A 14,277-nucleotide genomic window follows, 5' to 3' on the forward strand; every position below is an offset into this window, starting at 1 on the left:
GTGGCGCTGCTAATCGACTATGAACGCCCTACTGAGCTCACCAACTCGTCCGTTTGAAGAACTTGTTCCGTGAAGGTCTCTTCCCACCAGTGAAAGTGACAACCGTCGCTATGGACGTTAAACGTTTGACCCACCATGGGTGTCACGAGATCGATATCACTTCCTTCTACTTCGGATAACAGATCAAGCATGGGTTCATCCCACTGATGAGAGAATAGTTCATAGGTGCACCAATGGATCGGGCATAATTTACCCGCATTCAAATCGTTAAATGCTCGGACAGTATGACGAGCTTGCATATGCCCCCAATTCTCAACTGGGAAGCCTTTGCCATCTTTGACATTCGCGGCAACCTCTATAAACGCCATATCAAATGGCCCAAGTTCGTCGGCTATCTGCTTAAAGTGACGATCGTAGGCTGTATCTCCACTATAAAACAGCGAGCCAGATTCACAGAGTAATGCCCAAGAGCACCAAAGCGTTGAGTTTGAATCAAAGCCTGTCCGACCTGAGTTATGATTAGCCGGTGTCGCGACAAACCTCACACCTTCAAATAGCACTTCGTCCCACCAATCAAACTCACGAATATTTTTGGGGTCAACACCCCACTTCTCAAGGTGTCTGCCGACCGCAAGAGGAACAAAAAATCTAACACCGCTGTTTGCGAAAAACCTCACTGTCGATTCTTCTAAGTGATCATAGTGGTCATGGGAAATAACGATAACATCAGGAGTGGGGAGTTTGTCTCGGCTTACGGGAGAACTCACGTTTCGGTCATACCAAGACTTCGCAATCCAGGGAGACGCGTATTCAAACACAGGATCGATCAAAATACGGGTCTTTTCCATTTCTATATACAGGCTAGAGTGACCTAACCATGTCACACGAAGTTCCTTACTCCTTTCTTCCAGTCTCATAGTATCGACAGGAACATAAGGCAATTCTGTCTGTGGTCTCAGCTGGTTGCGACCGCATACAAGCTTCCACATGACCGACAACATACTTTCTGGGCTAGCTACCTTAGGCATTCGAGCAATCGCTTTTCCATCTTTAAACTGCTGTGACGAGGCTATTTTATCCAGTCTTTCTTGCTCGCTGTTTTGTAAATCAGAGCGGGTGCGCTCATCTGATAAGAAGTTCAAACCGACAAAGTCCATGGCGGTGGCGACCGATGTTTTTATTCCATTGCTCATTTCAGATCTCAAATGGCTATCAAAAATTTGTCTTGTTTGAAATGATTGTAAACAGGCGAATGTGTCGATTTCATGACCAGATAGCCGCTGAATTTGAAGCTTGTGTTTCATTTCGAGAACACGTTAAACACAATCACATAAAACGTCTTCATCGCAATGCTTCCACAACGCGAGCGACTTCTCCGATATTATGTCACTTGTTAACAAAACCATATGAACACTAGTGCTTATATCTCATTTTTTCTAAACCGTTTCTGCTAAGCTGTTGAGTTCTTAGTAGAAAACAACATCGCCCTTCATTCTCAAAATTGAGACAGCAATGAGAAATACGACGAAATTGTACGGGCAGTAACCGTAACCGACTAATTTCGCTAGCATGTTAGACGAAATACCTTTTATAGTGGACAAAACTGGAAGACAAAATGATCCGGAATGACGCAAAATAATCCCAACTTGAAAAAAGTGGTCAGAACAGCTTACCTCCACTTCCCACACTTGATGCCAATTATTGGTATTTTTGCGTGTGTGATGTTTATCGCTGCTGCCGTCAACTATTACGTGTTGAGAGAGCAGGTGATGTCTGATGGGAGTGCCTCGATCAGCCAGTTAGAACGTTATATAGATAATATTGCAGACAACTTGCAGGTATTAGAGCGAAAAGTAGGTGATGACTGTAGCGTTCAAGATAGATTGGATTTGCAATCGGAAGTATTCAACTCCGAAATAATGAAAGAAGTGGGTTTGTATAACAATGGCGTTGTCTACTGCACGAGCAACGAAGGACAAACGAAAATCCGTTTATTCAACTCAACACTGCAAAGGCTCCAAGCGTCTGAGAGCAACATAACCGTTACTTTAAAAGAATCGAAAAGTAAGCTCCAAACCGTCTTCATTTACGTTTCTCGTGATCAACGCCGCGGTATCAACGCTTTACTGCCTCCCCAACAATTTTTAGATTTGGTTACCCCTGCATTCGAACAACGAATGTATGGATACAAAATAAAGGTCATGGATCAAGTTATCCAATCTAACTTCGCTGAAACAAAAATAGACCGTGGAGAAAGCTATCGCTTCTCTTCAAATCTTTACCCTTTTACGGTCTCTGTTTTCCTTACGCTAGATGCCTACAAACATCATTATCTCTCCTATTTGGACGAAATCATCCTTGTCTCACTGATCATTTCGCTGATTTACGTAACTGTTCGTTATCAAGCGCTGGCGAGGCTCTCCATCGAATACGCGTTGCTGACGGCAATCAAAGAAGAACAAATCGAGCTTTATTTGCAGCCAATTGTTGATATCAATTCGCGTAAGTTGGTTGGAAGCGAAGCACTCGTGCGCTGGAATCACCCGGTGCAGGGTAAAATGTCTCCTGAGCAATTTATACCGCTTGCAGAAAAGTTAGGCGCAATTGATAAAATCACTAAATATATCTTTAAAGAGATCACGGGGTTTCTAGAGAAGAATCCTGCCTATTTAAACGAGAACTACATTAGTATTAATATTAGCCGCCACCAGATTGTCGAAACGGAATTTGTCGAATATCTTGAGCGATACAAAGAGCTGCACCCTAACTACGTTTCAAGCATTTTACTGGAACTCACGGAGAATGTAGAGTTAACGAGCGAACAGCTAAACATTGCTCTTGCCAACCTAAAAGCAATCCAAAATCTGGGGTTTGAGATAGCGATTGATGATTTCGGAACCGGATATTCAGGGCTAAATCTGGTACGGATGATGAAATTTAATGTGGTCAAAATCGATAAGGTTTTCATTAAAAGTTTGCATACCGATTCCAATATTAAGCCCGTTTTAAAATCGATGATTCAACTTGCTGACGATTTAGACATGAAGGTCATCGCTGAGGGTGTAGAAACCGAGCCACAAATAGAGCAGCTTCAACTATTAGGTGTTAAATACATTCAAGGCTTCTACTACGCGAAACCTATCAAGCCGGATGACTTAGCCACGTTCCATCGAATGACCAATGAAGCCTTTGACCTCTCTCAGCCGATTCCACGCTGGAAAGGCTAGGCAGTTCAACACAGAAACCTCACTGAACTCATTCATTCCACAAAGAACAGAAAAGCCAGCAATCGCTGGCTTTGGTATTTTGTTAGATGCGGACTTCTACGGCACCCCATGCCCTTTCGAGGCGACCCAAACGCGGTACCACTGTTCGCGCGTTAGCTCAATCTCCAACGCTGAAACAGCCGCAGCCACGCGCTCAATTTTACCAGAACCAATAATGGGTAACGGCTTTGACGGTAAACGGCGTACCCAAGCATAAATCACTTGTTCAATACTTTCTGCACCGACTTCTTGACGAATCAACTCTAGCTCCGCACGTACGCGTTCGGCTTGTTCCGTCGCACCAGTAAAGATACTGCCCCCACCAAGGCACGACCACGCCATAGGACGTACGCGCTGCATTTGCAATTGATCTAATGTGCCATCATGAACAACATCAAAATTGAGCGGATTAATTTCAACTTGGTTCGTCACCAAAGGCTTAGACACTCGAGATTGCAGCAACTCAAATTGGCGAGGTGTAAAGTTAGAGACACCAAAGTGTTTCACTTTACCAACCTTTTGTAACTCACTGAATGCTTCTGCGACTTCGTCAGCATCCATCAACGCATCAGGGCGGTGAATGAGCAACACATCGATACAATCGATATTCAGACGTTCAAGTGAATTGTTCACAGACTCGTAGATGTGAGCAACGCTTGTATCGTAGTGGTTGATCTTACGTTCTGGTGTTTTGTCACCACACAACTTGATATCGCACTTAGTGACAATTTCAATTTGATCACGAATCGATGGTTCTAGTTTAACCGCTTCACCAAACAACGTTTCACATTCGTAATTGCCGTAGATGTCCGCATGATCGACCGTTGTAATCCCTAAGTCGATATGCTGTTTTAAAAACGACAAACGTTGCTGAGGGGTCATATCCCACTCAGCCAAGCGCCAATACCCTTGAACTAGTTCCGACATATCTGGCCCTTGAGGGGCGACAGTTACTTTCGACACCATATTTTACCTCCTAAAATATCTGCCTATAACACTAAGCGTGTTTCGCCAATAGCTCAACGTACACTATTGATAAATTCGAACTTGAGTAAGAAAAATGCGGTTTTCAGGCGGTCAAGGTGAGGCAACATCCAGTTATTCAACAGGCGTTGCTTACAAATCCCCCAGTATCTTAGTTGACGAGTGAGGTAAAGTGCTCGCCGGATTTGTCGGAAGATAAATGGTATCCATAAAAAACGGGCTCTCTGCTGAGAACCCGTTTTAATCTGATTAAATTAACCTCAAATCGGGCTAATTACTTATTTTTTCGGCGCGTTTCGACGGCGTCTGCTAGTTGGCGCAATACTTTTTCAGTGTCATCCCAGCCGATACACGCATCCGTGATTGACTGGCCGTAAGTTGGTGCAACACCATCAACCAAGTCTTGGCGACCTTCCACTAAGTGAGATTCGATCATCACACCGAATACCGCATCTTCACCATTCGAAATTTGACCTGCTACGTCTTCTGCCACCAGCATTTGGCGTTGATACTGTTTCGAGCTGTTTGCGTGGCTAAAATCAATCATCACTTTTTGTGGTAGACCCGAATTCTCAAGTTCAGATTTAATCGCTGCAACGTGCTCTGCGCTGTAATTTGGTTCTTTACCGCCACGAAGAATAATGTGGCAATCTGGATTACCCGCCGTTTCAACAATCGCGGAATGACCGTATTTCGTTACTGATAAGAAGTGGTGAGACGCGCTAGCAGAACGGATAGCATCAGACGCGATCTTGATGTTGCCATCAGTACCATTTTTAAAGCCAACAGGGCAAGACAGACCAGACGCAAGCTCACGGTGTACTTGCGACTCCGTTGTACGTGCGCCGATAGCACCCCAACTGATAAGATCTGCAACGTACTGCGGGGTGATCATATCTAGGAACTCACTCGCTGTTGGCAAGCCCATATCGGTCAAATCAAGAAGAAGTTTACGACCTAAACGTAAGCCATCGTTAATCTTAAATGTGTCATTCATGTAAGGGTCATTGATCAGACCTTTCCAACCCACCGTTGTACGCGGCTTTTCAAAATAAACACGCATGACAACTTCTAGACGATCTCCGAGTTCATCACGCAACACCTTTAAGCGCTTGCCGTATTCAATCGCAGCTTCTGGGTCGTGAATAGAACATGGGCCAATAATCACAAGCAAACGATCATCTTTGCCCGCTAGAATATCGGAAATGGCAGCACGTGAACGGAACGTGGTTGAAGAGGCCGTTTCTGTCGCGGGAAATTTCTCTAAAACAGCAACGGGTGGCAATAATTCTTTTACTTTACTAATTCGAACATCATCGGTCTGAAACATGGCTTACTACTTCCTATTTTCTTGGTTTAAGCGCGGCATCTAAAGGATTTGGTGCATAAACGCTCAACTTTGTTATTTCCTGTTCCTTGTAACTTATCTATCAAAAATGAAGGTTGCAAGCACTATTTTCACCAAAAGGCAATATTCATGGTCATTTTACAATTTACAGTTCGTGTAAAATAAAATGTACATTATAAGTAATATCTCCCCTAAGCCTTAATAAACATTGCTGAAGATAGAAAGTTAAGAAGATAGAAAGTTAAGTAGAAATGGAAACTAGCGAGAATAGCGCATTCGAAAGTAAGCGAGATAAAAGAGCGCGCCTATGATGACGCCACTTATGTTGATGCTCAAATCCAGCAATGAAAAGTGTCGATTTGAGTTGAAGAACTGCGTAATTTCGTCAAACGTCACAATAACGAGCAACATCCAAATCCAGGGAGAAATGGGTAATGTGGCTTGTTGGAGGTAGCGTTTTGGTGTTGCCCAAGAAGCAATAAAACCTAAGCTGATCGAAACGCACGTGTGTAATGCCCACGCACCGCCTAACCAATCTTCCACATCTAATACCGCGTATTCATACCTGCCCAATGACTTTGCTAACGACGCAACGCTCACAAGCCCGATGGCACACATCAGAAGACAAAGTCTTTTATTAAAAAAATCAGACGGGAAAGACGCAGACATCAATGTACCTCCATAATAGGAAGCAAAGAGTACTTTATGTCTATGCCCGTTGAAAGCGCTTTAGGTTAAATAATGGTCGACAAGTAGTAGCACAAATAAGATCATCAAGTGATAAATGGAGAATACAAACGTCGCCACCGCCGACCCTTTCTCTGGGTTGAACTTTAGCTTCCAAGCGTAACCGATGAACCCTAAGCTCAAACATGTGGCCCCCACCCAATAAAACATACCACTCATTCCCACCAGCGCTGGCAGTAAACACACCAGTGCGAGCAAAACGGTGTAGAGCAAGATGGATGTCTTGGTGTATTCAACGCCGTGCGTTACTGGCAGCATTGGGATATTGGCTTTGGCATAGTCATCTTTGCGGTGAATCGCTAACGCCCAAAAATGGGGAGGCGTCCAAATGAAGATAATCATCACAAGCAGCCAAGCGTTCGCGTGCAGTTCGCCAGTCACGGCTGTCCAACCAAGCAGTGGAGGCATCGCGCCCGCTATACCCGCAATCACGATGTTTTGCGGTGTCGCCCTCTTCAGGTACATGGTATAGATAACCGCATAACCCAATAAGCTCGCGAACGTAAGCCAAGCAGTCAACGGATTGACCCAAGCGTATAGAATCACAAATCCCACTGCGCCAATCGAAATTGCAAAGGAGAAGACATGCACGGCATTCACTTCGCCGGACGGGAGTGGTCGCTTATAGGTTCTGGCCATCACTGCATCGATTCGTCTATCAATTAGGTGGTTGAACGCCGCTGCCGAACCCGCCATTAAGCCTATCCCTATAAGCCCAAGCGACGCTTGCATTATCGGCAGTGCTCCCGGAACCGACAAACACATGCCAACCAAAGCCGTAAGCAACATAAGCGCGACAACCTTTGGTTTGGTCAGCGTTAGATACACACGCCACGTCGCCTTATGGGGTTCTGAAACATAACTGATCGTTTTGCTCATCGTGCGCTCTCCTCACTGACTAACCCTGAACTCGCCACCACTTTGTTGCTACGTTTAAGCAGCAAATAGTTCACCTGCAGAACAGACACAAACAACAGTGCTGCCCCTAGATTGTGCGCTACTGCTATCACTAAAGGTAAACTGAACAAGACATTGCTCACTCCTAGCATTAGCTGAATAACCAGTAACACTCCAACCTGACGCCCTGCTTTACTAAGTCCTGTGTTTGACTGGCTCATTAAGCGGTAGATAAGCACCAGCGAGAACAGTGTTACAAGCACCGCGCCAATTCTGTGCGTGACGTGTATCGTCATCCGCGCACCGTAGTCTAGCGTGCCAAACTCGTAACTTTCGCTGTGTGGCTGAAGCAATTGGAAGGCGGTTTTAAAGTCGAGATATTCCACCCAGTTGCCCTGACAGATAGGTAAACTCGTACACATTAAGGCAGCGTAGTTGGATGACGTCCAGCCACCGAGCGCTATCTGAAACATAAGTAAAATCAGCGTGATCATCGCCAAAACCTTCAGTCCTGCTGACTCCGTCACCGCGGTTTCTGCGGGCTGCTGCTTATCTCGTAACTTCCAATACAGCAGGCAAAGCAAACTGAACATGGTGAATCCACCCAGTAAGTGCCCCATAACAACAATCGGCATCAACTTCATCGTGACTGTCCACATTCCAAGCAGCGCCTGAAATACAATCACCAGCGAGAGCGCAACAGGTAACCCGAATGACACCACTCGGCTTTTTAAACAGAGGAAGGTTATGGCAAATACCACTAGCCCCAGCGTTCCGGCAAAGTAGCGATGGATCATTTCAAGCCAAGCTTTGTGAGCTTCAACGGTCAACGAAGGATAAAGCGATTTTGCGAGCGCAATTTCATGGCTTTCGTTCGGTACACTCAGGTGACCATAGCAACCCGGCCAATCGGGGCAGCCAAGTCCCGCATCGGCTAATCGCGTGTACGCCCCAAGCATGATGACCACAAACGTTAATACTATGCTCAGCCGAACCAGATTGGTTAACCCCATATGCGCCACTCCTTGCCCTAACCTACGCGAGAAAGCTTCAATAGTTTTCTTAAATCAGCCAGCACGTTTTTGCTCTGACTGACCAACAAGTCTTGCGAATCCGCTTTGGGGTAACGCATAACCAATTGGCCTAGTGGATCAACGATGACATACTCAAAATCCGAGACAATTTGGCTCATCTCCCCACGCATGTTAATGATTTTAAATGGTTCAGTTTTCGCTGCGCCTACGTCACTGTCTTTGGCTACTAACAAAACCGGAGATACACGGGTTTGATATTTGCCGAGCGCGATGTGGCTCTGACCCAACAGATGCAACTGCTGCTGACAAAATTCATCACATACTTTGGGCAAGACATACGCAAGCTGCCACTGCTTTTCCTGATAAGGGTTCTCTAAACCTAAAGACTCAAAGCTGGTTCTTGGTTCAATTAATACGCCTTTGTTTGTCACCCCCGAGTGATACCAGTGGTTGACCAAGACTGTTTTCGCCACGATGACAGGCAAAACAAACATCAACACTAACGCGATCAGTATGATTCGCCCTCTTAAAACGGGATTACTCATGATGAACTCCTTTTCGCAGCGCTCGAATTAATACCCACACACTCAATATTGCTAACGCCAACGCCATAGAAAACCACTGAACCGCGTATCCAAAGTGTTTTTCTGAACTCAGAGGAACAGGAATCCAAGGCTGTAAATATGGCCATGATTTGCTTTGCGGCTGAACAACATAAGGCTCAATGTCCGTTTTCCAAACCTTCGACAACTGCGGAATGTTCAAATTCTGGATTCGGTGAGTGCTGGTCAGTTCCATGTGTAAATCGTGACTCAATGGATTGCTAGAACGTTGATATAATCGCGCTTGCAACTCTATCGGTTTACTCATCCAATCCACCGATGGTAATTGGTTGCGATCTCCGTTTGAGGCAACAAATCCAATTTCCATCAACACATATTTCCCGTTTTCCAAAGCCATTAATTGATAACCCAGATACCCCACTTTTCCGTCATGTGTTTGGTTGTCGAGTAGCACATATCTTCCTTGAATCGGGGTAAAACCCCCTGTCACCCGTAAACCTGTTAAATACTCGTATTGCTCAATATTTACCTTTGTTATCGGTATCAATGAAGCTGTTTCACGCTCGCTAAGATATTGCTCTAACTGCTGTTTTTCTTCAGCTCGTGACAGTTGCCACAATCCCAAGTTGATCAATAAGCAAAAGGCAACCACAGTTAATAACATCCCCAGCAAAAATGCGGGCTTTTTCAACAAACCGATAAAGGACAACCGAATGGTCTTCATCTTCAAACTGTTATTGGTCGTGTTATTACTGTTTATCATCCTCAATCTCGTCCGAGCGATGTTCGAAATGGTGAGAGGCCCGCGCGATGAGGAAGGTGAGTCACAGCAAGACAAGCCTATGAGCTTTTATCTTGGGAAACGCGTCTTCCTATCTGCACTTGCGGTCATTCTCCTTATTGCCGCCCTTCTAAGCGGTCTGATTGAACCGAACTCTAGGCCGTATTAAGCGGCTTAAAAGCACGTTAAAGCACATATACAAAGGTAAACAAGCAGAGCCAAACCACATCAACAAAGTGCCAATACCAGCTACCCGCTTGAAAGCCGAAATGCTCTTTGGGCGTAAAGTGATCTTTGGCAATTCTTCCCAATAATACGGTCAAAAAGATCGTCCCCAGCAACACGTGCATACCGTGAAATCCTGTCAGCAAAAAGAACGTGTTACCGTAAACACCGGACTGAAGTGTTAATCCTAGTTCCTGATAAGCATGGATGTATTCCACACCTTGGTAGTACAAGAAGGTACAGGCCAAAACGATGGTAATTTCCAACCAGACCACCAGCGCCATGCGTCGATTTTGCTCAAGTGCAACATGGGCCATGTGTAACGTCACTGAAGACGTCAGCAGGATGATGGTGTTAAGAAGCGGGATTCCCTGCCAGCCCATGGCTTCTGTAGTTTCACCAGATGGTGTCGTGGTCAGTGGCCATAAAGCCTCAAACGTAGGCCAAAGCACTTCATGGGTCATCGCGTTGTTACTCGCGCCTCCTAACCAAGGAACAGCAACCATACGCGCATAAAACAGTGCACCAAAAAACGCACCGAAGAACATCACTTCAGAGAAGATGAACCAACTCATACCCTGTCTGAAAGAGCGAGAAATCTGGCTGGAGTATTTACCGCTCATTGATTCAGCGATCACACTACTAAACCAACCAGCAAACATGTACAGCAAAAATAGGAATCCCGACAACAGGATCAACTTGCCAAAGACACTCCCATCTCCCCCTTCTGCCATGTTTTGTACCGTGACGCCCGCCCCAACAGCGATCAAAAACAGCGAGATGGCTCCGACAATTGGCCAGCTACTTTGCGATGGCACATAGTAAGACTGATGTTTTGAGCTCATTGACTTGCTCCTTGCAGTTGTTCATTCATAGGCTCCTGACGCGCTTTCGCCACTTCTACGGGCTTGACCGCTTTATCGGTGATGTCGTAAAGGGTGTAAGACAATGTCAGTGTATGAATGGAATCCGGGATATCGGGTTCAATATAAAAAATGAGTGGCATTTCAGCGTTCGCTTTACCTGCTAACGGCTGTTGGTTGAAACAAAAACACTCGATTTTATTAAAGTAAGTCGCACCTAATCCGGGTGAAACAGACGGCACGGCTTGACCCACAATCTGCTTATCCGACAGATTGGTGGCTAAATAAGCCGTTTGGATAACCTGTCCAGGGTGAACATCCATAAAAGCTTGCTCAGGCTTAAATGACCAAGGCATGTCATGGTAACGATGCGCCATAAATTCAACGCGTATCGAACGAGATTCGTCTGGTACCATGCCTTGTGGCTGAAGCGCCGATTCGGTATTCGTTTTACCGTTAATTCCCAAGGCATCACACATCACGTCATAAAGCGGCACCAAAGCAAAGCCAAACCCAAACATCGCGACCACGGCCATGAGCAGCTTAAGTGTCAGCTTTCGGTTGGATTTGACTTGCTCATCCATAACGCGGCCTCTAATCGATCTTCGGTGGTGTAGAGAAGGTATGATGAGGAGCTGGGCTTGGCACTGTCCATTCTAAGCCTTCAGCATGTTCCCATGGCTTGTCTTCGGCTTTTGCACCACCACGAATACACTTAAGAACAACAGCAAGGAAGATTAGCTGCGACAAACCAAACGCAAACCCACCAATCGACACCACTTGATTGACATCCGCAAACTGAATCGCGTAATCAGGGATCCTGCGCGGCATGCCCGCCAAACCTAAGAAATGCATCGGGAAGAACAGCACATTGACCGAGATAACGGAGCACCAAAAGTGCCACAAACTCAGCTTGTGATCGTACATATGCCCCGTCCATTTAGGCAGCCAGTAATACGCTGCAGCCATGATGGAGAACACAGCCCCAGACACCAATACATAGTGGAAATGCGCCACAACGAAATAGGTGTCGTGGTACTGGAAATCCGCAGGTACAATCGCCAGCATCAACCCAGAGAACCCACCAATAGTAAACAGAATGATAAAGGCGATGGTAAACAGCATCGGCGTTTCAAACGTCATCGCTCCGCGCCACATGGTTGCCACCCAGTTAAACACCTTAACCCCCGTCGGCACTGCGATCAGCATGGTGCAATACATAAAGAACAGCTCGGCAAACACAGGCATCCCGGTCGTGAACATATGATGAGCCCAAACTAAAAACGACAGCAGAGCGATACTGCACGTTGCATACACCATTGAATGATAGCCAAATAGCTTTTTGCCACTAAATGCGGGGATAATCGCTGAAACGATACCGAAAGACGGCAATATCATGATGTAAACTTCAGGGTGCCCGAAGAACCAGAAGATGTGCTGGAACATCACAGGATCGCCGCCACCAGCCGCATCAAAAAATGATGTTCCAAAATATTTGTCGGTTAGCACCATGGTTACCGCACCCGCTAATACAGGCATGACGGCAATTAATAAGAACGCCGTGATCAACCATGTCCAAACAAACATCGGCAGTTTGAACCAAGTCATACCCGGAGCGCGCATATTAACAATTGTCACGATCACGTTGATCGCGCCCATGATGGAGCTGATCCCCATGATGTGCACTGAGAACACAAACAGAGCGGTACTATCCGGGCTGTACTGCGTAGACAGCGGTGCATAAAAGGTCCAACCGAAATCAGGCGCACCGCCTGCGGTAAACAGAGAAGAAAGCAGTATCAGAAACGCAAAAGGCAAGATCCAAAAGCTGAGGTTGTTCATTCTCGGCAACGCCATATCTGGTGCGCCGATCATCAGTGGGATCATCCAGTTGGCTAACCCTGTAAATGCTGGCATTACCGCCCCAAATACCATCACTAAGCCATGAACCGTGGTCATTTGGTTAAAAAATTGTGGCTCTACAAGCTGTAATCCGGGCTGAAACAACTCAGCGCGAATCACCATCGCCATCGCACCACCGGTCAAAAACATGATAAAACTAAACCATAAGTATAATGTCCCTATGTCCTTATGGTTGGTTGAGTATATCCAACGAGCAATCCCCGTTGGTGCTTCGTGGTGAAGCTCCTCTTCCACGGCAATCGCACTGTTGGCACGACTTAAATCTGCATCCACAACGGGTGCTGATTTAACGGACTCTATTGACTCAGATTTGGACGTTTTCATGCTCCCTCCTTAGAGTCTGGCGACATGGCAGATTTGATCGCATTCACATCGGATGCCTGAATAAGATCACCCGTATTATTACCCAATCCATTTCTTTGATAGGTCACAACGGCCGCAATTTCTTTCTCGGTCAACTGATTAGAAAATGCCTGCATCGCTGTACCCGGGCGACCATTAACGACGATATCAATATGCGTTGGGGCATCACCGGTTGCGACTTTACTGCCCGTAATCGCTGGAAACGCACCTGGTATACCCGCACCGCTTGCTTGATGGCATACCGCGCAACGCTCTAAGTAAATTTTTTCACCCAGCGTCATCAGCTCGTCTTTCGACAACGTTGCGGTTAGCGATGCGGCAGCTTCTTGTTTCGCCTTCGCGACTTCTTCTTTTTTCGCTACAAGCCATTGATCATATTCATCTTCTTTCATTGCATGCACCACTACAGGCATAAAGCCATGTGCACGACCGCACAACTCTGCACATTGTCCACGGTATACGCCTGGCTCATCAATTCTCGTCCAGGCCTCATTGATAAAGCCGGGAATGGTGTCTTTCTTGACAGCAAAGGCGGGGACCCACCAAGAGTGGATAACGTCGTCGGAGGTCAGTAGAAATCTCACTTTACGATTGATTGGTAAAACCAGCGGGTTATCGACTTCGAGCAAATAATGCGCCCCCTTCTCTTCTATCCCGTCAATCTCCTTTTGACTGGTCGCGAGTAAGCTATAAAACTCGACATCTTCATTGAAATAACTGTAATGCCATTTCCATTGCGACCCGGTAATTTTGACTGTGAGATCGGATTGTGATGTATCTTCCATTGCGACAAGGGTTTTTGTTGCTGGTATCGCCATTAAAACGAGGATAATGATGGGTATTACAGTCCAGACGACTTCGACTTTCGTGCTTTCATGAAAATGAGCGGCGACCGCACCCTTCGATTTTCGGTGGTGGTACATGGAATAGAACATGGCACCGAAAACCACCAATGCGATGGCGCAGCAGATATAGAAGATCAACATATGCAGGTCGTAGACCTTACCACTGATCTCCGTGACACCTTTTGTCATGTTGAAGGTTTTTTCCTCTGCGCCAGAGGGGGTAGCAAAGCCAACAAACATCAAGCTAGCCACTCGCCACAGTGTTACTCGCAATCGTTCCAAAAGACCTCTCCTCTGTCTTTTTCACCTTATTAGGTGACCATTCCCAAGACAACTAATCAAACTGTCACGCAAAAATATCCATGCACGCTTATGGACCTAGTGAATTGTTTGTAAACAGCAAAAGTGATTTGACTTATTTTGTTATATTTATGTTAA

General features: G+C 45.9%; 14 protein-coding genes. 2 read left to right on the forward strand and 12 right to left on the reverse strand.

Annotated features, from left to right (window positions below; genetic code table 11):
• Positions 1–17: 17 nt before the first annotated feature.
• A complete protein-coding gene (locus NP165_RS15670; protein WP_257086687.1) occupies positions 18–1,193 on the reverse strand; it encodes an MBL fold metallo-hydrolase in 1,176 nt (391 codons plus the stop codon).
• Positions 1,194–1,625: 432 nt separating this feature from the next.
• Here NP165_RS15670 and NP165_RS15675 point away from each other — a divergent pair, with 432 nt between their 5' ends.
• Entirely contained in the window at positions 1,626–3,227 is a 1,602-nt protein-coding gene (locus NP165_RS15675) for an EAL domain-containing protein (protein ID WP_257086688.1), read from the forward strand.
• Between the two features lie 96 nt (positions 3,228–3,323).
• On the opposite strand, the gene NP165_RS15680 is transcribed toward NP165_RS15675, so the two are convergent.
• From NP165_RS15680 to NP165_RS15710, 7 genes are all read right to left on the reverse strand, one after another.
• Positions 3,324–4,232 (reverse strand): aldo/keto reductase, encoded by a 909-nt coding sequence (locus NP165_RS15680; RefSeq protein ID WP_257086689.1) that lies wholly within the window; start codon positions 4,230–4,232, stop codon positions 3,324–3,326.
• A 292-nt stretch (positions 4,233–4,524) separates the two neighbouring features.
• Entirely contained in the window at positions 4,525–5,580 is a 1,056-nt protein-coding gene (gene aroG, locus NP165_RS15685; RefSeq protein WP_257086690.1) for a 3-deoxy-7-phosphoheptulonate synthase AroG, read from the reverse strand.
• Positions 5,581–5,856: 276 nt separating this feature from the next.
• Positions 5,857–6,267, reverse strand: a complete 411-nt coding sequence (locus NP165_RS15690) for a VanZ family protein (protein WP_257086691.1) — start codon at positions 6,265–6,267, stop codon at positions 5,857–5,859.
• 60 nt (positions 6,268–6,327) lie between these two features.
• Complete coding sequence (gene cyoE, locus NP165_RS15695; RefSeq protein ID WP_257086692.1) at positions 6,328–7,224, reverse strand: heme o synthase; 897 nt, start codon at positions 7,222–7,224, stop codon at positions 6,328–6,330.
• On the reverse strand, positions 7,221–8,255 hold the full coding sequence (locus NP165_RS15700) for a COX15/CtaA family protein (protein WP_257086693.1): 1,035 nt from the start codon (positions 8,253–8,255) through the stop codon (positions 7,221–7,223). The genes cyoE and NP165_RS15700 overlap by 4 nt, the downstream gene beginning before the upstream one ends.
• A gap of 17 nt (positions 8,256–8,272) precedes the next feature.
• Entirely contained in the window at positions 8,273–8,821 is a 549-nt protein-coding gene (locus NP165_RS15705; protein ID WP_257086694.1) for a redox-active disulfide-containing membrane protein, read from the reverse strand.
• Positions 8,814–9,563, reverse strand: a complete 750-nt coding sequence (locus NP165_RS15710) for an SURF1 family protein (RefSeq protein ID WP_257086695.1) — start codon at positions 9,561–9,563, stop codon at positions 8,814–8,816. Before NP165_RS15710 ends, NP165_RS15705 begins: the two co-directional genes overlap by 8 nt.
• On the opposite strand from NP165_RS15710, the gene NP165_RS15715 reads away from it, so the two are divergent.
• Complete coding sequence (locus NP165_RS15715) at positions 9,553–9,789, forward strand: DUF2909 family protein (RefSeq protein WP_257086696.1); 237 nt, start codon at positions 9,553–9,555, stop codon at positions 9,787–9,789. The genes NP165_RS15710 and NP165_RS15715 overlap by 11 nt on opposite strands.
• Before the next feature lie 16 nt (positions 9,790–9,805).
• Here the strand turns inward: NP165_RS15715 and NP165_RS15720 are convergent, their stop codons facing one another.
• The 4 genes from NP165_RS15720 to coxB are packed head-to-tail and all read right to left on the reverse strand — an operon-like array spanning position 9,806 to position 14,079.
• The gene (locus NP165_RS15720) at positions 9,806–10,690 is read right to left on the reverse strand and encodes a cytochrome c oxidase subunit 3 (RefSeq protein ID WP_257086697.1); all 885 of its coding nucleotides are present in this window, start codon (positions 10,688–10,690) and stop codon (positions 9,806–9,808) included.
• Complete coding sequence (locus NP165_RS15725) at positions 10,687–11,292, reverse strand: cytochrome c oxidase assembly protein (protein WP_257086698.1); 606 nt, start codon at positions 11,290–11,292, stop codon at positions 10,687–10,689. The genes NP165_RS15720 and NP165_RS15725 overlap by 4 nt, the downstream gene beginning before the upstream one ends.
• 10 nt (positions 11,293–11,302) lie before the next feature.
• The gene (gene ctaD / locus NP165_RS15730) at positions 11,303–12,955 is read right to left on the reverse strand and encodes a cytochrome c oxidase subunit I (protein ID WP_257086699.1); all 1,653 of its coding nucleotides are present in this window, start codon (positions 12,953–12,955) and stop codon (positions 11,303–11,305) included.
• Positions 12,952–14,079, reverse strand: coding sequence for a cytochrome c oxidase subunit II (gene coxB, locus NP165_RS15735; protein WP_442538127.1), 1,128 nt, complete (start codon positions 14,077–14,079; stop codon positions 12,952–12,954). Before coxB ends, ctaD begins: the two co-directional genes overlap by 4 nt.
• Positions 14,080–14,277: the final 198 nt, after the last annotated feature.

This window comes from Vibrio japonicus, assembly GCF_024582835.1.
GTDB lineage: Bacteria > Pseudomonadota > Gammaproteobacteria > Enterobacterales > Vibrionaceae > Vibrio > Vibrio japonicus.